Origin of the sequence: Alteromonas sp. CI.11.F.A3, assembly GCF_032925565.1 — a bacterium.
Lineage (GTDB): Bacteria > Pseudomonadota > Gammaproteobacteria > Enterobacterales > Alteromonadaceae > Alteromonas.
On sequence record NZ_CP136708.1, the window covers coordinates 392745 to 412815 of the forward strand.

Sequence of the window (20071 nt, forward strand, 5' to 3'; positions counted from 1 at the left end):
AAAAAGATGAGTTACCCGGGCTTTTTAGCCAAGAAAATAGTGTGCTTACTCCCTTTACCCTTGCGTGCCCTGGCAATACGAGTACTCACTACGTAGCCTGCATTTTTCAAGCGTACTGAAAACAAGTAATCAGGCCCCGCAGACCAAATGGCTAACATGCCATTGGGTTTAAGCACCTCATAAATATCTTCTAAACCTTCGATTGAATAAATCCAATTATTGTCAGAATGGGTTAAGCCTTCAGGGCCATTGTCTACATCAAGTAGTATGGCATCGTAGGTTGGCGTTTTAGTATTTAGAAGGTGTTTTACATCACCTACTTTAACATTCGTTCTAGGGTCTTGAAGTGGGTTCTTAGCGCAGTTACCAAGTGGGCCTTTGTTCCATTCCACCACCTCAGGAATGAGTTCGGCTACCGTGACCTGCGAACTAGCAGTGACTTCTTTTAACGCCGCTGCAAGGGTGTATCCCATCCCTAAACCGCCCACTAAAACGTGTGCGTTAGGTGTGGATTTAAGGTGCTCACAACCCATCTGAGACAGCTCTTTTTCTGAGTTGTATACACGGCTATTCATCAACTCGCCACGAATACCGGAAAGGCGAATACTGAACTCTTCATCGCGTTGAGAGAACGTTAGTTCCCCACCATTATTTGGAATTTTAGCTGTGCCCAATTTAACCCATGGAACCATCGGAAGGTTTGTCCTTTTAACAGAATGTTGTGCTTGAACTGAATCTAGGCGCGCAGAATAACACATTTGCCGAGCATTGATGGAGTCAGAGCATTTATAGGAGTTCAAGTAATAGAGGCTTGGCTCTAATAAAACCAGTGTTTATTAAAGGTAAAAGTACTATAGATTTTTGTTTTCTAACTTCTACAAAAATATATTTTCAAGTAAGTTTTTTTCAAAAAATTCATGCGAGATGCCTTTTTAATTAAAAATTTAATATTTTAAATTCTTGTAAGTTGCACTAATGAAAGCCTCGAAGTGTCTATTTATTTATTCAAGGTTTCTCGCTTTTTTAATTTCACTTAATTTTTTCAATTTAACCTTAATAGTCTTTGGTTATTTTTCAATATTAAAATTTAACCCTGTAAAGTTAAAGGGATAATTTAATTCAGCTTAAGAGGGGTAGTGTTACTAATGTGCTTATTTTGTGCATAAAAGCACACAGCTTGTGCACTGCGGGTAGAAGTTCGTTTCAAAAATAATTTTAACCTTTTTTTCATGCGTTTATCGTAATTTTATGTAGTTCTATAGATTTTTTATAAAATCAAAGTTGGCATTCTTAATGCAAAATATGCATCGCCCTATTTAAATATAGAGAATATATTTTAATGAAATATATGTGCTCTCTTAAGTGGGTGGATTTAGTGAAATTATAGGTTGAATTTAAGTGCGTATTTATAGGGATGTGTTATGAAAAAAAGTTTATTTTTATTAGTGTTGTTTTTATCCGGTTGCGGTAGTGATGATGACAACTCGAAAGAAGCTGGCGGAGCAAGCTCGTTTGATATAGTAGGTGCGTCTATTTCAGATATTCATAATGCTATACTAAATTCAGAAACGACTTGTGAAATTATTATTCAAGAGCAGCTGGATAGAATTGAATCACTTGATAGACAAGGTCCTGAATTAAATTCCTTAATTCAAGTTAACGAAAATGCGCTGTCTGAAGCTATCGCATTGGATGATAAGTTTGAGGAAACCGGTGAGCTGGATGCAATGCATTGTGTTGCTGTCACCTTGAAAGATAATGTTAACACAAAAGATATGCCAACTACGGGGGGGGCATTAGCCTTTAATCAACCTGATGATGATGCCTATATTACACGTAAGATACGAGAGGCCGATGGAATAATAATAGGGAAAGCTAATTTGCACGAATACGCATTTGGTTACACGGGAGGTAGCTTGTTAGGTGGTATCCCACGAAATGCATACGATTTATCTAAAGGGCCAGGCGGTTCTTCTTCTGGAACTGGAACATCCGTTGCCAGCAGTCTCGCGGTAGTCGGTATCGGAACTGATACTGGAGGCTCTATCCGAGTTCCATCGAGTGTGCAAGGTTTGATTGGTTTACGTCCGTCTATGCGGTTAGTTTCACAAGATGGGATAATGCCTTTAGCTCCTTTTCAAGATACAGCGGGGCCAATGTGTAAAAAAGTCGCCGATTGTGCAGTGTTTCTAAATGTCATTACTGGTTACGATAGCAGTACCTACAGTGGGCAAAGAGAAGAATTTGCGATTGATTCCCCATTAATGACAAACGAACTTCAGTATCAAGTGGAAACAGGTGTAAAAGACTACAGTGAAAACTTAGATGCAAACGCTTTTCAAGGAGCAAGAGTTGGTGTTATTCGCGAACTATTTGGAGATGGAGATAGTGTCGAAAATCTTGAAGTTCAGCGTATTATGAATGCTGCTATCGAAAATATGAAATTATTAGGTGCGTCGGTTGAAGATGTTACAGTGCCTGAACTCGAAGATACGCTAAATAATTTTGTGAGCTTATCTCGCTATGAATTTTCCTACAGTTTAACTGATTACCTATCTTCTTGGTCATCTGTATCTGATTTGCATTACAGAAGTTTTGACGAAGTGTACTCTAGTGGGGAATATTTGGAGCGCAGTGAGGGAAGCTTTTCGTTTTATGCTTTGCTCGGTGAAGATCGTTGGAACGATGAAACTTATCTAAAGAACGTGTATGAGCGCCCTACTATTGTAAGAGAACGCTTTACGAGAGCATTTGATAACACTGATGTGTTTGGAGATCGAATAGGGTTAGGATACGACATCCTCATATATCCATCTATTACAGGGCTTGCTGGTTCTTATGGAAGCAGTCCAACTTCTTCGGGATCAGCCAATCGAATAAGTCCATTTACAGGCTTTCCTGCATTGACAATGCCTGTGGGTTACTCATCTATAGAATCAGAGCTCCCATTGCCCGTAGGAATGGAAATGTTGGGAAGAGAGTTTAGTGAAGCAGAGTTACTGTCTTTTGCATATGCATATGAACAAGCATATCAGCCTCGTATTGAACCTACGTTAACTAGTGACATGCTACCACCGTCACTAGTTGAAGAAGGGACAGCTAAATCACTTACAATTGAAAATGTTTATGAGGGAAGTAATTTCAATTAATCATTTTGATGGGCATCAAAATAAGTGAAAGCATCCTCTCATTTGAGAGGGTGCTTGCTGTAAATAATACTTAGAATTCGGAGTTGATGAAAACTGCTAGACTATAATTTTTCTTAGCGGCGATACATCGCTGGCTCACCCTTTTTAGGTGTGCTGTTTTTGATAAACTCACGTAAATCTTGATTAGACTGTTTTAGGTCGTCTCGTCGCAAGTACATCATATGCCCGCTTCTATAGCCTTTAAAGCTTAAACGGTCTTGCATGTTGCCGCTTTGATCAAGCTGCCACATGGTATATTTGGCATCAAAATAGTTGGTGGCGCCGTCGTAGTAACCTGCTTGAATCATCACATTTAAATAGGGGTTTTGTGCCATGGCAAGACGCAGGTTTTCACCAGATTTATTGCCACTTCTGTCCCACGGGTGAACATCGCCAAACATATTATATTTGGTGTCGGTTTTGTAATTTAACTCTTCTCGCAAGTAGTAGTTAATCGCGGGGGTAAACGAGTGCAGCCACGACGTTAGTTCGGCCCAGTAATCGGGTCTATCACCCGCTTGCTTAGCATCGATACCCAAATAGCGGCTATCTAATCGGCCTAAAGTTTTACCTTCATCACGAAGTAACGATTTCCAGAAGTAGGCGGTGCTTACATCAAGATTGTTTTGTGAAATTGCGTCTTCCGATAACCCTGAATAACGCGCTATTTTTGCAAGCACGCTACGTTTTTCCTCAGCACCAATAAAGCCACCTTTCGCCAGCGCTGGAATAAGTGTGTTGATGGTGAAATCTTCTACTTCAGGAAGCAGTTCGGTTAAGTCTTTGTTTTGAAGTTCAGAGTCTAACTTGTTGTGGTACCACGCGGTTGCGGCAAAATACGGTAGTCGGTTTGCGGCTTTTACTGGCCCATTTCGTTCAATACCAATATCGGTAGGCGATACCAATATCACACCATTTAAATACATCCACTGGCGGTTTTGTAATTCTAGGGCTAAGCCCGATACCCGAGTAGTACCATAGCTTTCACCTATGAGGTATTTCGGTGAACGCCAGCGATTATGGCGAGTCACGAAGGTATTTACCCAATCTGCAAGGTAGCTAATGTCGGCGTTGACGCCAAAAAACATACTCTTCTGAGCATCCTTTGATGGCATTTCACCTTTTTCATTCTCAAGTACGCGGCTGTATCCGGTATTGACGGGGTTAACAAATACGATGTCTGCCACATCTAATATTGAATACGGGTTAGTTTGAACGCCATAAGGTTGTACAGGGTAGCCTTCATCATCAATGTTTAAAATTCGAGGGCCCGTATACGCTACGTGCATCCATACTGATGCTGAACCAGGGCCGCCGTTAAAAGAAATAACAAGTGGGCGAGACCCGTCGTCTTTTAAATCGGTGCGCTGGTAATAGGTGTAAAATAATGTAGCGACAGCGTCATCTGTGTTGTTCCACACTGGCTGCGTGCCCGTTGTGGCGCTGTATTTCACGCGCTTACCTAGTATTTTGGTTTCATGTTCGGTCACTACATGGCTATCGATGTCGATAGTACGTTCATGTGTGTCTTCTGCTGCTTTAGCGGTAATAGCGAACAATGCCACTAAAAAAAACCATGTAGCCTTGCTTTTGATTGTTGAATTTATTGAGTTCATCGCGTTTTCTTTTCGTTGTTATTCATTTAATAGATGTTACGTGCATCACTATACCTCGCCGCATGAATATAGTGCTCTTCGCACGACAGAATAGCCGATATTTTCGACTTGTGTCTGCCTTGAATTGCATTTAGCCGAGGAGCAATTCTCAACACACATATTAAGAAAGCCAGCGCTAAGTAAAAGGGCCGTTAAATTGTACACTCTACGTAAGTGATGTTATAACATATCTATAGTGAATTCATAATAGTAAGATTTCATTAAAAGAAACCTGTGAAATCATATTCTTAGTCTAGAGCTAATAAGGTAATCGAATGAAAACGCCAATCATTCCATTAAGTTACGAACAATGGAAACATTGCATTATAGAAGAGTGTGGTATTCCCCTAACAGCCTCTTTTGTCGATGAGCGCATCGCTGCCATGAACGATGTAAAGAATGAGTACACGCGACAGTTTTTAAACTGTTACGGAAAACATCATTATGAAAATACGTTGCGTTGGTTGGCTCAAGCTAAGGAAAGTTTGTCATGAATCAGTTACTTGATAAACAACAGCTTCTAGATGCACCGCCCGACGATTACATGTGCGATGCTCAGCTGGATTTTTTTAAAACGTTGCTCACCGAGTTAAAGAAAAAGACGATGTTGCATATAGAAGAAATGAAGGTGCAATTGAGCAACCCACCAGAGATAAACGATGATGTAGATCGTGCGCAATATGAAGAAGACTCACGCATTGGTTTACGTATTCTAGATAGAGAAAGAAAGCTAATTCTTAAAATTGATAAATCACTTAGGCGCATTACCGAAGGTGATTTTGGCTATTGCAAAGAGACTGGTGAGCCTATTGGCATACCTCGGCTTTTGATCCGGCCAATTTCAGAATATTGTGCAGACGTAAAACAAGTTAATGAAGGGAAAGAGCGTCATTTTCAACGAGAGCAAAAGTAACTAGCGTGTAGAAGAAAAGCGATTAAACACATTAGCAAAAACAAGAATGGCAATGTTTACACTGCCATTCTAAACGTTGAATTTTAAGAGCTGCTTTCACAGCTATATTAATCGACTTCTTTTAGAAGTAACCCCTCACACCAAGTGCAAAGCTACGGCCAGGTCGTGGCGCAATATCTTTTAAGAATGAAGTATGCACTCTGGCTTCGGTATCGGTCAGGTTTGTGCCTTTCACATACACTGAAATATCTTGGTTAAGCACATTTAAATCGTAAGACACACTGGCATCTACTAGGGTATAGCCATCGGTAGCTGTTTCACCTTCACCAATACGGTCTTGCTCGTCGTAGCGTGTAATATCGAGGTGGGCACTTAATCGTTCAGTTTGGTAGCTAAACTGCGTACCAACTCGAAGCGGTGGAGTGCGAGGCAAATCGCCGCCATCTTGTAAACGTGCTCTCACGTAGTCGGCAAATACCGTGGTTTTGAATTCATCTGTGGTTTGCCAAGCAACTTGTGCTTCAAAACCATGCAATATTACATCGTCAGTTTTGAAAATATAAACGGGCAGTTCATCAGTGTGTTCGTCGTGATCATCACCACCTTCTTCTTCGCCACCTTCTTCTTCACCGTGGTCATGTCCGCTTTCAGCGAAAAGGCCGGTATTGGTTTGGTAGTAATAGTTGTCGATTTGGTTATAAAACGCATTTAATACAAACCCTAAGTTACCTTCGGTTTTACGTAAGGTAAGGTCGATATTATTAGCAGTTTCAAGTTCAATACTGCCTTCACCAAGCTCTATATGCGCTTCGCCTTCCTCTTCATGAAAGGCGAATAAAGCCCCCACTTCATAAGTACTGGTGCCAATATGTGGGCCAAATGAAAGTAGTTCAGAGGCTGATGGCGCACGCTCTGAACGAGATACTGAGATACCCACGTTGTAGCCTGGTGCAAAGTCCCATACCAAACCTGCCGAGATGCTTAATGCAGTAAAGGATTCATCGATAGGGAATACTAGGGTGTCTTCATGCTCGTCGTCATGAACATCGTCGTCATGGCCATCATCATTATGCTCTTCCTCATGATCATGTGTGTCCAAAGAGGGCAACAAAACGTTATCAGCTTCTAGCGACACATGTTCTATACGTGCACCGAGTTGAACAAGTACATCATCAAAGCGCTTTTCTTCCATGATAGCCATCGCAAAGGTTTCAGTAACCGAAGGGGGAGTAAACGCTTCTTCACCTTGGGCTGATGCATCGCTATTTTTGTAATGAAAGCTTAACGCGCCGTTCCAGTCATTCATTGGCGCGTGTAAAACATCGAGCTTTAGTTCATGGGTTTCATTTTCAAACAAGGTACCCGCTTCACCTTCTTCAATTTCAGCGTGTTCATAGTCGGTAAATCCACCGCGTAACTGAATTTGTTTTACCCAACTCCCTGCTACATTGTATTCACCTTGAAGCTGAACACGGGTTTGCTCTAGGTCGGCAAAAACGGATTCTTCCTCGTGATGCTCTTCATCAAATTCTTCGTCGTGGTCGTCATCATGCTCTTCTTCGCCGTGGGTATGGCCAGGAATGCCGTATTCACGATTAAATTGCTCAACTGAAAGCCCTACATAGCCTTTCTTGAACAAATAACTGGTGCCAACGGTAAAGCCACTCGACGCTTCGTTGCTGTTCTCTACTACTCGCGCCTGCTCTTCATCATGTTCATCTTCGTCATGATCGTCGTGCTCTACTTCAGGTGAAACAGGAACATCATAATCGTTAGATTCGCGCCAATACCCATCGGCATAAAAGGCGAAAGACTCATTCCCCGTGGTTACATTGAAAGAGCCAAGCTGTTGATCATCAACCGAGTTGGTTTCAAGTAACCATTCGCCTCGCGTTGTACTATCGGTAGGAATGCGACCATCTACTACATTCACAACACCGCCAACTGCGCCACTACCGTAAAACAAGGTTGCAGGACCACGTAGCACTTCGATTTGCTGCGCCGTTGAAGCCTCTGATGCTACTGAATGATCGGGGCCTACTCGTGAAACGTCGCTCACATCTAAACCATTTTGTGCAATAAGTACTCTTGGGCCACTTAACCCACGGATAACAGGTGTGCTGGCTACTTTAGCGTGGAAGCTAGTGTGTACACCGGCTACTTTTTCTAAACTATCGCCTAAAGTAGATGTTTGCTGGCGGCGAAGAGTCTCACCCGCTAACACACTCACCGGTGATGCAGATTCCATCACTGACAAATGAATAGGCGTAGCAAGTACGTCAACCACTTCAATTGGAGAACGATTTAGCGTAAATGAAAGTTGCAGCGGCTTGCCTTCTACCAGCGTAATATCTTGATGAAGGTGAGCAAAGTTGGGTGCCGAAATATGCAACTCGGCGTTGCCGTTGCTAACATCACGTAGCGAGAATCTACCTTCGCTGTTGGTCACCGTGCTTTGGTTTGTTCCCTCTACTTCAACCTTGGCACCTACTACGGCATTGCCATTTTTATTAAGCACAGTGCCTTCTATATTCTGTGCTAAAGCGCTTGTTGATAACAATGCGCTTATTAATGCTGCTACCTTGGTAACCCTAATCATTCCTAACCCCGATACTAAGTTATAATTTTAATCTTATTTTATGTTATGTTATAATGTATCAAAATGAAATCAATAGATAATTTAGAAATAGATCAAGAAGCGTGTAAATTCACGTATGTTAATTGGCTTGTTCTATACAGAGATTCACGAAGCTGGCCTAGCGTGTACACATGCCACTTCGGTCAAAAGACGTCGCTCATTATTGAAAATTTATAAGAAGGTAGATTCATGAAAAAGTCCTATTTAGCAGTCTCTTTATTCTTTTTTTCTAGTTTAGGATTTACAGTTAATGCGCAGCAGCATGTACACGGGCAAGGCGAGCTTTTGGTTTCTCAAGAGGGAAACATGCTTCACCTTCAGCTTGTATTACCTGCCGCAGACGCCCTTGGTTTTGAGCACGAGCCTGAAACCACTGAACAACTAAATAGTCGAAGCTTTCTTGCCGAAAGATTGGCATCAAATACCAATGTGATTGATGTAGAAGGACAATGCGAGTTAGTGAATGTTGAGCACACATTAGAAACGCATGATGACCATCATGAAATGCATAAGCAGCACGATGAGGGTCACGACGAAGATCATGAGAGCGAACATGCTTCGCATAAAGAACATTACGTGCACGATGAACATGCAGGGCACGAAGAACATGAAGAAGAAAATCACCAAAATATAGAAGTTGAATATCAATTTCATTGTGATGATGCGGTGTCGGGCATTACTGTTGCCCTGTTTGAATCTATGCCATCGCTAAGCGCTATTCAAGCTCAGTGGATCACCGAGCGTGGACAAGGTCTTTCAGAGTTATCTGCCGGTAAGCCAACGTTAAGCTGGTAAGCTAAAAATCGGGTAGGTTAAAGATAAGGAACCATACTGAATGAATTTTCAAAAAATAAGCGATAAAGCTGCCATAGCCCTGTCTATGTTATGCGTGGTGCATTGCTTATTGTTGCCTGTTTTATTAATTCTGCTTCCCCCGTTAGCAGGGGCTTTAGCTTTTGATGATGAGTTATTTCATAAAACGTTGTTATTCTTTGTTGTGCCTATCAGTGTTATTGCACTCATGATGGGGTACTTTTATCACCGAAATCACACCATGCTTTTAGTGGGTGGGGTGGGGCTAACATTGCTTATTCTAGCCGTAGTGTTAGGACACGACGTGTTAGGCGAATACGGCGAAGTGGTGTTAACGGTAATAGGCTCTAGCTTCATCGCATTTAGTCATATTCGAAATCTTAGGCTGCGCAGCCAAACAGACAATGAAACCGATTATCCGCACATCATTACACATAAATAACGGCGTACAGGAAGGGTGTGTATGACAACAGGTAAGCCTGAAAAATTAAGTGCTATTGCAACTAATATTATTAGTGGTTTTTTGGGTGTAGGAAAAACAAGCGCCATTTTATCCTTACTAGAAGCTAAGCCAGAAAATGAGCGGTGGGCTGTTTTAGTCAATGAGTTTGGCGAAATTGGTATAGATGGCGGCTTTTTTGAGGGCGTTCATACCGAACAAAGCGGTGTGTTTGTGCGTGAAGTACCCGGTGGCTGTATGTGCTGTGCATCAGGATTGTCTATGCAAATTGCGCTTAATCAGTTGCTTGCGCGATCTCGACCCCATCGTTTATTAATAGAGCCTACGGGGCTAGGGCACCCAAGAGAAGTATTAGAAGTGTTATCTGCAGCGCATTATCAAGAAGTGCTCAATATTCAAAAGAATATCACTTTGGTTGATGCCAGAAAGCTAACAGATATACGCTACACCTTGCATGAGACGTTTAATCAGCAAATTGATGTTGCGGATATTGTTGTCGGTAACAAAGAAGATTTGTACCAAGATGACTTTAAGCAGCTGCTTATTGACTATGTTGCTAACCGCCGTGATCCCATGCCTGATATCGTTTTTGCACAACATGGAAAGTTAGCGCCATCGTTGCTAGACGGTGCTTCGGATGTGGTTAAAGCAATGAAGCAACCTATACCTCACCATTCTCATGATGACGCACATCATACTCATGAAAACACTGATAGCGCTGATCACGATCATCATCATCACCACAAGCACAATCAAGCGCGCAATATTAACGATATACCCCTACCACAGAGCGGCTTCGTTAAAATTGAAAATAGCGGAGAAGGCTTTGAAAGTATGGGGTGGCGATTTTCGCCCTACATTGTATTTAACCGAACCGCGCTACATGACTGGCTAGATACGCTAAAGGTGGAAAGGCTTAAAGCAATTATGATCACCAATGAAGGTATTTTCAGCTACAACATTGTAGATGATGCAATATCAGAAAAAGAATTGGATGATTGTTTAGAAAGCCGTATAGAAGTGATTATTAATGAACAGGTTGCTTCTAAGGCGGGCGATGATGATATTAGTGGTATGTGGGAGCAGCAATTAGTTGCTTGCCAGCTAGATGAAAACTAGAAGTTCGCAAAACACCAACTAAATGCCCCTTAAACGCTATAAACACCCAAGAAGATAGCTAACAAATACCTATAAGCGTTCTTGAAAAAATAGTGTCTTCTCTCTAAATAAGCCTAGTGAGCACGAAAGTCATCGGGCTGACCATGGTAAGCCTCAATGTCGTATACGTTTAGGATATACGCTGAGGTTCCAAGGGGGTCTTCAAACATCCCCTTTTCTAAAATACCCGTTAATGTAAATGCATCGGCCAAATTGTGATGAGCAAATCCATCAGGGAGTTGTACAAAAATAATTTGATTGGGTGGGGGAGGTGGGAAGTGAATACAGGCGCCGTAGTAAGGCACCACGAAAAAGCTCTGTAATGTGCGATCTTCATTCACTTCTATCGGAACAATAAAGCCGGAAATAGAAATAGCTTTGCCTAAAACGGTTTGTACTATATTGGTTGAGTGAAGGGCTGATTTGTAATTTTCATCGCTACTGGCTTGAATAGATAACAGCAGCTGATTTGTTATAGACTGAACGGTGCCGATTTGAGCAGGCGATAATTCACTTGCAGCATTACCCGATTGATATTGTCGTAACGTAGCTTCTTCTTGTTCTGGCAGTAAGTCTTGCCAACCTAAACGCACCACACTTTTTTGTTCAATTTCCTGACTAAATAAGGCCTGTAACTCAGGGTTGCTGGTCTGATAAAGTGCTTCGCTTGTGGAAAATTGGTGTTTTATGCTGGGCCAATATAACTGAACTAGCCTGGTGAACACACTGCCAGCCACTAAAAAAACTAGAACGACTAGTACGGTCTTCAGTAGCTTACGCTTAGCGTTAATTGCAGTCTGCTCCTTTTCTTTACCTCCGGCGCTACTCACTACCTTGTCCATTTTTCTTACGCAGAGCGCAATTCAATTTTCTGATTTAGTGAAAAAGGCTTACCGTCACTCAACCCATTTATTTGAATTGAAATGTGCGACGAGCCTGGGCGCTTAACGGTAAATGTTAAGTTATAAACGCCGGAATCTTGCTCCAATAAAACGGCGCTTTCGCCCACAATTTCAACGCCATCGCTACCTATGAAACTCACGTTTACATCACGATAGCGTAGCGGTATCACGTAAGATATTTTCGCTGTGGCGGCTTCATCAACAACAACATCCACCTGTTTAGCGTGTTTAACCGACAGGGCTTTAAAAGCCGACGCCTGATAATGTTGCTGAGCAAGGGGGTGTAATCGGCTAAAGCCAAAACCCATATTACCACCACCATGTAGGTCGCATGCTTGCGCGGCAGAAATAACTGTTAAAGAAGCAAGCAGGGTAGATAATAGTTTGTTAAATCGTGTCATCATTTATCCCTCGTAAGGTTGCACATTAACGTGCTCTAAACGGTACGCCGCGGTGCCCATCGCATTTTCAGTGGTGTCGATAGCCAAGGTGCCTTCAAACCAGAATGGGTCGTACAAGCTTTCTAGCTCAACACCTTGCTCAATACTTACGTAAATAATTTGATTGGGCGGCGGTGGCGGCATATGAATGCACGCACCGAAGTAAGGTACGATAAAAAACTCTGTGACCATTTGCGATTCGCTGCTTTCAAGCGGAACAATAAAACCAGGAATACGAATAGGCTTATTCTCAAAGGTTTTAACAACCTGCGTTGATGTCAATGCTTGTTGAAAACGGTTAGTGGCTTCGTTATCAAATTCTTGATTACCAAAGGCTTCCACCGAATCTTCTTGAGAACCATCTTCAATACCGGCTAAATAATCCGGCGGATTGAGCAGCGCGGCCAAATCTTCCTCAGGCATTAGCTGTGTCCATTCAATCTCTTGATAGCCAGGCGCTTCGATATCTTCTGCATATGTTGTAGGATAAAAAAGCATGCCTGCTATCGCGACAAAAATACCAATGCGGGCGCTTAAGAAGAACTTCATCATTTTATTTAGCCAAGAATTATTATAACAGTTAGTGTAAAACGTTATAACATAACGGTTTGAAATTGTACATTTGAAGTCTAGCTAAGCATACTCTTACGCCAAGTTAGGCTTAGTTTCGGCTTAAATGGCGGCCTAATAGAATGAGAGGCCGCTACATCCACTTTTACGCAAACATGGCGTAATGCAAAAAGGAGATGATTCACATTGTCAGCAGCACCAGAGCAACCTTTGAAAAATGAAGCAGACTCCAATAAAGCAGCACCTAACCAAGGCAATGCTATTGCGCTAAATGACGTTAATTATCATTATGCAGATGCAAATAGCAGTGGGTTGCATATACCCACGTGGAAGGTGAATTACGGTGATCGTGTTTTCTTACATGGTCATTCAGGCTCTGGCAAAACTACCTTGCTTAACTTGCTAGCGGGGGTGCTAACGCCACAAAGTGGCGAATTATCATTACTTGGCAAGCCCTTTTCAGCTCTATCAGCTAGGCAAAGAGATAAGTTTCGCGCGCAGCATATTGGCGTGGTATTTCAGCAATTCAATCTAATTCCTTACCTAAGTGTGCTTAAAAATATTGAACTGGCCACGTATTTTGCAAAAGCGGGCAAAACTAATGTGGCCGATACGGCCGAAGCGTTACTGACCGGGCTTAATTTGCCCGCTACTATTTTGCAGCAGCCTGCTAATGCGTTGAGTGTAGGTCAACAGCAGCGGGTAGCCATTGCTCGAGCGTTAATCAACAAACCAGAAATATTGCTTGTTGATGAACCTACGTCTGCCTTAGATGCTGCCGCACGAGACGCCTTTATGACCATTCTCATCGACATGTGTAAGCAGCACAACACAACACTAATATTTGTAAGTCACGATATGTATTTGAAAAAGTTTTTTGAAACCAGTGTAGAAATGTGTTCTCTAAAACAATCTTCGCTAAAAGAGTCTTCGCTAAAACAGCCAGCGGAGACCAAGTAATGTTAGTGTCGTTAGCGTGGAGTAGCCTAGGTAGTCGCAGAAAATCAGTGGTATTAACGTTTCTTTCGCTGCTAATTAGTATTAGCGTATTGCTTAGCGTTGAGCACATTCGTCAGCAGGCAAAAGAGAGCTTTAACCGAACTATTTCAGATGTTGACCTTATCGTTGGCGCCCCAAGCGGTCAGCTAAATCTCTTATTGTATTCAGTGTTCAGGATGGGCAGCCCCACCAGTAACATCAAATATGAAAGCTATGAAGCACTGCAAGAAAGTCAATTAGTAGACTGGGCAATTCCTATCTCGTTAGGGGATTCTCACCGCGGCTTTCGGGTAATGGGTACCAACGACAACTATTTTCAACATTTTAAATTTGGTAACAAGCAAGCGCTCAGTTTTCAAAACGGTCAAGCCTTCGCGAGCTTATTTGAAGCTGTGATAGGCGCCGATGTGGCCAAAGCGCTGGGTTATAAAGTGGGAGACCATGTGGTGATATCTCATGGTATTGGTAACACCAGTTTTACCAATCATGATAATACCCCTTTCACTATTACCGGCATACTTGCAGCCACTGGCACACCGGTGGATAAAACCGTTCACGTCAGCTTAAACGCGATTGAAGCTATTCATTTATCGGCATCAAAGCAAAACCAATTACTCAACGATGCAGCCTCGGTAAATACCACGCCAGACAGTGTAACGGCGGTCATGCTTGGGCTTACCTCAAAATTTGCGACCTTTAAACTTCAGCGAGATATTAACAACTACAAAACAGATAGGCTTATGGCCATACTGCCAGGCGTGGCACTGACCGAGCTTTGGCAAATGATGGGCACGGTAGAAAACCTACTGCGCGTTATCAGTATATTGGTGCTTATTTCTTCATTGTTTGGCTTATCGACTATGTTGCTAGCGTCTATGCAACAACGCAAAAACGAGATTGCGGTTTTGCGAGTATTAGGCGCGGGCCCTAGTGTTATCTTTACCTTAGTGTTGGTAGAAGCACTCATTTTAGTGTTGTTAGCTATTGTGTCAGCGGTAGGTCTGCTTAGCGTAACGTTAACTTTATCGAGCGATTGGCTGGCGTCGCAATATGGTCTATTTTTAAGTGCTAATTTGCTGACGGTAGAAACGCTGGAAGTAGTCAGTGTGATCACTTTGGCAGCTATTGTTACCTCGGCGATACCGGCATTCGAAGCCTATAAAAATGCGCTGCACAGTTCACTTTCTGCAAAGTAGTTGGGTTGGCAAAGTAACTGGGTCTGAAAATTTGCCAAGCAATGCCCGATATCGCGAATCTGGGGTGAACCATGGCAAAGCACTTCGGCGTATATTGAGTTTGCGATACACTGCAAAAAACGTTTACGAGGTTAGCCATGTCATTACCCCTTTCACTATTGGATCTTGCCCCTATTTCCGAAGGGCAAAGCATTAGCAATGCATTAAGTAACTCTAGAGAGTTAGCCAAGCAGGCGGAGCGTAGTGGGTATCAACGTGTGTGGTTGGCTGAACATCACGGCATGCATGGCGTGGCGAGTTCTGCTACCGCCGTTATGCTAGGGAACATTGCAGGCGCTACCAATCACATCCGCGTGGGTGCAGGTGGTGTTATGTTGCCTAATCATGCGCCTTTAGTCATCGCTGAGCAATTTGGTACACTTGAAACTTTATACCCTGGGCGTATTGATTTAGGGCTTGGTCGAGCGCCAGGTACCGACATGGCTACCGCAAAAGCATTAAGGCGCAATCTTAATGGTAACGCCCATGTTGACACTTACCCTGATGACATTAAAGAGCTTCAACATTATTTAGGTACGCCAGAGCATGGGCAGAAAATTATCGCCGTGCCGGGTGCCAATACACATATTCCGTTATGGTTGTTAGGTTCAAGTTTATACAGTGCGCAATTGGCTGCATCGTTAGGGTTGCCTTATTCTTTTGCTTCACACTTTGCGCCAGACCAACTGTTCGATGCCCTGCATGTTTATCGTTCTATGTTTACGCCGTCAGAAAATCAAGAATCACCCTATGTAATGGCAGGGGTTATGGCGGTAGTGGCCGATACCGACGAAGAGGCGCAGTATCTTTTCACTTCGGTTCAACAACAGTTTATGAATATGAGGCGGGGGCTGAATAAGCCTTTTGCTAAGCCCGTAGACGATTTATCGGCTATTTGCAGCGAAGCAGATCACGCTATGCTGTCTCATGTATTACGTTATGCACTGGTGGGTTCAAAAGCGACGGTTGCCGCACAGTTAGCTAAATTTGTAGAGGCAACTGAAGTGGATGAGGTAATTGTTTCAATGCCAATTCATAACCTAGAAGCTAGGCTGAAAAGCGTGGCACTTTTGGCTGAATTAAACATCTAGCTGAAATAGGGCTTAAAGCAAACCTGAGTAACAATAAATAAGCCTGTTTCTAACAGGCTTATTTATTTGAATTGGCGTTTCTATTTCTTATTCGCAAGGCGTTCGATAAGCGCCTTGTGCTGCGGAAATTTTTCTAGCAATTCATGCTGAAAAACTTCAATCATATCTTCAGGCTCCCACCCAGGGGATACGGCTTCGCTGACCAACCCATAGTCGCCATCAGTTAACTCGGCTGCTTTATAAGTGCCTCCGGGCACAGCAAGCTGCAACTGCTGTCCATTGGCAATATCAGGCCCTACTACCACTTTTTCGTAATGACCATCTGGGTAAATCATATGGTAAGTAATGGGCGAGCCCATATGGTAAAACTCAATACCGTCGGAGTACTTAGTATGAAAATGGTCAATACTGTTGTCGTTGGTAAGCATGTAATAAATAGCGGTCATGGTGGTGCGTTCACCACGCGCCGTTGTTACTTTGTCTCTGTGATCTGCTTTAAAGCTTTGGCGAAAATAGCCACCTTCAAAATGATGGGAGAGGTTGAGCTGTTCAATGACTTGTTCTTTCGTTAAGGTCTTCATTTTTTCGTCTGTCATGCTCTCGTCCTTCAATGTTTCGTTTGTTATTTCGTTGCCAGCTAAAGGCGAAAAGCTTGCCAAATACAGGCTTAAACATAGACCTAACGTTGTCATTTTATTGCTACTGCATGCATTTTGCGTAGTACTAGGCATAAGAGATTTTATTCGCCTCATAATATGGTTATTATCCTTAATAGACTTGGCAGTAACGGGTTAGCCAAGTTGCATGGCTCTTTAATCATAGCGACCCTGAACCATAGAAAGCTTAGTCAGCTAAGGCAGTTTTTAACTATCAAACTAGCATAAACTATCTACAAACAAATTTATGGGTATTTTAAGCCTATATTATACGAACTTCGGCTATGCAGCGGAGTCGATTAACACTATGATATTTCAAACTAATCACCTACTCACTAGCTTAACAGTTGGGCTAAATAAAGATGAAAAAAATGTCACTACTCATCACGAGTATACTCCTTTGTTTTATGTTTCACGCTCAAGTAGAAGCTCAACCATTACGGGTGGCGATCATTGAAACAAGCCCCTTGCCCATAGTGACAAATACAAGAGATGCATTTATCGATGAACTTACATTGATTATGCCTGAACATGAAATAGACATAGAAATACATAACGCCCAGGGGTTAGAAGAAAAAGCGAAATCTATTGTGCAAACTATTACGGAGCAGGAAGCGCCGGATCTGCTAGTGCCAATCGCAACGCTTGCCACCCGAGCGGTTTACAACTTTTCAGCGGCTTCTGAGCTCCCTACTTTATTCATGACAGTGGCAGACCCAGTTAAAGAGGGCATAGTCACTGCGTTTGGCGAACGTAGCGTATCAAACATAACCGGTGAGTCTCACGTATTAGATGCCAAAGTAAAGTTGGATATGCTTGATGGCTTACTAAAAGCCTCGGCACTAGAAGAGCCGATTACTATTGGGTTAGTGCATTCTGACTACCCGTCTTCAAAAAGTTCTGTAGAAAGCCTATTAGCACTCGAGAGCCAGTATGATAACGTGAAGTTCGTGGCTGTAAGGACCGCCTACGTTGAAGGCACCTCAGGGTTAGACACTATGCGTGATGGTGTTGTGGAAGCACTCAAAGAAAAAGTAGAAACATCCGGCGTTGATACCTATTGGCTTTCCACTGGCCCCTTGCTTCAAGCCAACGATCTCATCAATGTTATTTACAAAGAAACTAAACTATTGCCGGTTTTTGCCGAAAGTATAGAGTCAGTGCAGCAAGGTGCGTTACTTGGCGTTGTAGCAGATGAAAAAAGTATCGGAAAATCAGGTGCCTTACGGGCCAAAAGAATTTTAAGTGGCGAGAAGGCCAATAGCATGCCTGTCACTAGAATGGATAAATACACCATAGGGGTAAATGTATCTACTGCCATAAAGATGCATATTCCTATTCCATCGTCGTATTTAAAGTTATCCAAAGACCACGTTTATCAATAAAGATCTCGTTTATCAATAAAGAGTAGTACCAGATATCTATGCGAATTAAGTCGAAGCTTTTAGCTATATATATCCCCATTCTGTTTACAGGGATGGCGCTAACGGGCTATTGGGCCTATTTGACGGCTTATGACTCGGTAAGAGAACGAGAGTATCAATTACTTACCCAAACCTTATCACTCACCTTTATTGAGTTTGTGCGAGAGCGGCACGAATTGCTGGTGGATTCGGGGTTAGAAAATGTGCCGGTATTTAGAGATGCCTATCAAAAAGAGGTATTTGACGAACTAGCAGAGCTTCATGAATCAACCGGTAAGCATTTTGCGGTAAGTGATAAATCAACGGGGGCTGAGCTATTTAGTACCTATGAAGCGTGGGCGCCCATTAATACTACAAACGCCAATATCACCACCATCAATGCTACCAATATTGCATTTGGTGAGTCTGAATGGAGAGATCAATACGTACTCTTTGCCTGCAGCAAGTTCGACCCTTGGAATTGGAAACTTACCGTTAGCCAATCTACCGATGAGCTAGAGTCGTCACTATCAAAAATAGCCTGGCTGACCATTGCGATTACCTTGTTCACGGTCATTTTAGTGAGCTTTTCTATAGGTAAAATTACGCAATATTTTGTAATATCCCCCATTGGCAAAATTAAAGATGCAACGAGCAGTATTGCCGGAAATCATAAGCGTGTAAGCATTGATGTAAGCGGAAAAGATGAGTTGAGTGACTTAGCCCAAGATGTAGAGGCGATGTCTGCAGACATCGAAAATTATGTGGAACGGGCACAAGCTGCCAATAAAGCTAAAACGGACTTTCTTGCCGTTATGAGCCACGAAATTCGTACGCCGTTAAATGGTATTCAAGGCCTTGCTACTTTATTGCTAGATACGCCGTTAGATGACAAGCAAAAGCAATATGCTTCAGATTTACGCTCTTCGGCTACTATTCTTGCCAATGTGATTAATGATGTACTCGATTTATCCAAAATAGAATCTGGCATGTCAGAAGTTGATGTGACTGAATTTAATTTAGATAGCATGCTGAACGATCTTATTACCTTGCTTGGTATCAATGCGAGTGCAAACCACACGCGGTTAGAATATAAAAGTAAGAATTTAGACTCGGTATTGGTTACTAGTGACGTGACCAAATTGCGCCAAATAGTAATTAACCTCGCCAGTAATGCCATTAAATTCACGCACAAAGGCACAGTAACGGTTACCGCGAGTCTTAAAAAGGTAGCGAGTACTTCGGTAGAAGAAAACCGTTTAGTCATTTCTGTGAAAGACACAGGCATTGGTATAGAACCAGATAGGCTTGAACATATTTTCGATAAGTTTACCCAGTCTGATTCTTCTATTTCACGTCGTTATGGTGGCACAGGACTTGGTTTATCTATTGCTAAAGAGCTCTCACAGATACTAGGTGGCGATGTCAAAGTTATGAGCCGAGTGGGTGAAGGGTCGTGTTTTACGATGTCTGCCATAGTCAGCGCCCGTACTATCGACAGTGCGACACTGCAAGAAGCGCAAAGTAATCTAAATAAAAATACAATCCTTAAACCGGGTATTAGCGTATTACTGGCAGAAGATAATGCGATAAATGCCGTGGTTGCTCAGGCACTACTAGAACAGCTTGGGTGTACGGTTACTCATGTCGACAACGGTTTAAAAGCGGCCATTAAAGTTGAAGAAGAGACGTTCGACGTTATCTTTATGGATATTCATATGCCAGTGATGGACGGTGTTGAAGCCACTAAACGTATTCGAAGTTTACCAAGTGATATAAGCCAAATACCTATTATTGGCCTTACAGCAGAAGCCTTTAAAGAGCGTCACGATGCCTTTAAACAGGACGGTATGAACGACGTGGTTACCAAACCTATCACTATTGAAGCATTAAAAGGTAGCCTACTTAAGCTAGCCTTATAGAAGCGTCTATACTTACTTAAAGATGCTA

18 protein-coding genes are annotated in these 20071 nt (G+C 42.5%); 11 read left to right on the plus strand and 7 right to left on the minus strand.

Going from position 1 to position 20071, the window contains the following annotated elements; translation table 11 throughout:
- Nucleotides 1-11: 11 nt before the first annotated feature.
- Entirely contained in the window at nucleotides 12-692 is a 681-nt protein-coding gene (locus R1T43_RS01715) for a hypothetical protein (RefSeq protein ID WP_317352231.1), read from the minus strand.
- Nucleotides 693-1421: 729 nt separating this feature from the next.
- Between R1T43_RS01715 and R1T43_RS01720 the strand changes: the two genes are divergently transcribed.
- A complete protein-coding gene (locus R1T43_RS01720) occupies nucleotides 1422-3149 on the plus strand; it encodes an amidase (RefSeq protein WP_317352233.1) in 1728 nt (575 codons plus the stop codon).
- A 113-nt stretch (nucleotides 3150-3262) separates the two neighbouring features.
- Here the strand turns inward: R1T43_RS01720 and R1T43_RS01725 are convergent, their stop codons facing one another.
- Entirely contained in the window at nucleotides 3263-4804 is a 1542-nt protein-coding gene (locus R1T43_RS01725) for a S10 family serine carboxypeptidase-like protein (RefSeq protein ID WP_317352235.1), read from the minus strand.
- Between the two features lie 314 nt (nucleotides 4805-5118).
- Here R1T43_RS01725 and R1T43_RS01730 point away from each other — a divergent pair, with 314 nt between their 5' ends.
- Both R1T43_RS01730 and R1T43_RS01735 read left to right on the plus strand, forming a co-directional pair.
- Nucleotides 5119-5337, plus strand: a complete 219-nt coding sequence (locus R1T43_RS01730) for a hypothetical protein (protein WP_317352237.1) — start codon at nucleotides 5119-5121, stop codon at nucleotides 5335-5337.
- Complete coding sequence (locus tag R1T43_RS01735; RefSeq protein WP_317352239.1) at nucleotides 5334-5756, plus strand: TraR/DksA C4-type zinc finger protein; 423 nt, start codon at nucleotides 5334-5336, stop codon at nucleotides 5754-5756. Before R1T43_RS01730 ends, R1T43_RS01735 begins: the two co-directional genes overlap by 4 nt.
- A gap of 121 nt (nucleotides 5757-5877) precedes the next feature.
- On the opposite strand, the gene R1T43_RS01740 is transcribed toward R1T43_RS01735, so the two are convergent.
- Entirely contained in the window at nucleotides 5878-8355 is a 2478-nt protein-coding gene (locus R1T43_RS01740) for a TonB-dependent receptor (RefSeq protein ID WP_317352241.1), read from the minus strand.
- 228 nt (nucleotides 8356-8583) lie between these two features.
- On the opposite strand from R1T43_RS01740, the gene R1T43_RS01745 reads away from it, so the two are divergent.
- Genes R1T43_RS01745 through R1T43_RS01755 form a run of 3 tightly spaced genes read left to right on the plus strand, consistent with a single transcriptional unit; the run spans nucleotide 8584 to nucleotide 10786 of the window.
- Complete coding sequence (locus tag R1T43_RS01745) at nucleotides 8584-9189, plus strand: ZrgA family zinc uptake protein (protein WP_317352243.1); 606 nt, start codon at nucleotides 8584-8586, stop codon at nucleotides 9187-9189.
- 40 nt (nucleotides 9190-9229) lie between these two features.
- The gene (locus R1T43_RS01750; protein ID WP_317352245.1) at nucleotides 9230-9649 is read left to right on the plus strand and encodes a MerC domain-containing protein; all 420 of its coding nucleotides are present in this window, start codon (nucleotides 9230-9232) and stop codon (nucleotides 9647-9649) included.
- A gap of 21 nt (nucleotides 9650-9670) precedes the next feature.
- Nucleotides 9671-10786: a GTP-binding protein gene (locus R1T43_RS01755; RefSeq protein ID WP_317352247.1), complete on the plus strand. Its 1116-nt coding sequence runs from the start codon at nucleotides 9671-9673 to the stop codon at nucleotides 10784-10786.
- Nucleotides 10787-10899: 113 nt separating this feature from the next.
- Here the strand turns inward: R1T43_RS01755 and R1T43_RS01760 are convergent, their stop codons facing one another.
- From R1T43_RS01760 to R1T43_RS01770, 3 genes are read right to left on the minus strand one after another with little or no spacing between them, the layout of a single operon-like run.
- Nucleotides 10900-11655: a DUF3299 domain-containing protein gene (locus tag R1T43_RS01760; RefSeq protein ID WP_317352249.1), complete on the minus strand. Its 756-nt coding sequence runs from the start codon at nucleotides 11653-11655 to the stop codon at nucleotides 10900-10902.
- Nucleotides 11656-11672: 17 nt separating this feature from the next.
- Complete coding sequence (locus R1T43_RS01765) at nucleotides 11673-12131, minus strand: hypothetical protein (RefSeq protein WP_317352251.1); 459 nt, start codon at nucleotides 12129-12131, stop codon at nucleotides 11673-11675.
- Nucleotides 12132-12719: a DUF3299 domain-containing protein gene (locus R1T43_RS01770; RefSeq protein ID WP_317352253.1), complete on the minus strand. Its 588-nt coding sequence runs from the start codon at nucleotides 12717-12719 to the stop codon at nucleotides 12132-12134.
- A gap of 204 nt (nucleotides 12720-12923) precedes the next feature.
- Between R1T43_RS01770 and R1T43_RS01775 the strand changes: the two genes are divergently transcribed.
- The 3 genes from R1T43_RS01775 to R1T43_RS01785 all read left to right on the plus strand — a co-directional run bounded on the left by R1T43_RS01775 (nucleotide 12924) and on the right by R1T43_RS01785 (nucleotide 16062).
- Nucleotides 12924-13697: an ABC transporter ATP-binding protein gene (locus tag R1T43_RS01775; RefSeq protein WP_317352254.1), complete on the plus strand. Its 774-nt coding sequence runs from the start codon at nucleotides 12924-12926 to the stop codon at nucleotides 13695-13697.
- Nucleotides 13697-14932: an ABC transporter permease gene (locus tag R1T43_RS01780; protein ID WP_317352256.1), complete on the plus strand. Its 1236-nt coding sequence runs from the start codon at nucleotides 13697-13699 to the stop codon at nucleotides 14930-14932. Before R1T43_RS01775 ends, R1T43_RS01780 begins: the two co-directional genes overlap by 1 nt.
- A gap of 137 nt (nucleotides 14933-15069) precedes the next feature.
- Nucleotides 15070-16062, plus strand: coding sequence for an LLM class flavin-dependent oxidoreductase (locus R1T43_RS01785; protein WP_317352258.1), 993 nt, complete (start codon nucleotides 15070-15072; stop codon nucleotides 16060-16062).
- 80 nt (nucleotides 16063-16142) lie between these two features.
- Here R1T43_RS01785 and R1T43_RS01790 read toward each other — a convergent pair whose 3' ends face one another.
- Nucleotides 16143-16658 (minus strand): cupin domain-containing protein, encoded by a 516-nt coding sequence (locus R1T43_RS01790; protein ID WP_317352260.1) that lies wholly within the window; start codon nucleotides 16656-16658, stop codon nucleotides 16143-16145.
- A gap of 431 nt (nucleotides 16659-17089) precedes the next feature.
- Here R1T43_RS01790 and R1T43_RS01795 point away from each other — a divergent pair, with 431 nt between their 5' ends.
- Both R1T43_RS01795 and R1T43_RS01800 read left to right on the plus strand, forming a co-directional pair.
- On the plus strand, nucleotides 17090-18103 hold the full coding sequence (locus R1T43_RS01795) for an ABC transporter substrate-binding protein (protein WP_317352262.1): 1014 nt from the start codon (nucleotides 17090-17092) through the stop codon (nucleotides 18101-18103).
- 38 nt (nucleotides 18104-18141) lie between these two features.
- Nucleotides 18142-20043 (plus strand): ATP-binding protein, encoded by a 1902-nt coding sequence (locus tag R1T43_RS01800; RefSeq protein ID WP_317352263.1) that lies wholly within the window; start codon nucleotides 18142-18144, stop codon nucleotides 20041-20043.
- Nucleotides 20044-20071 lie beyond the last annotated feature (28 nt).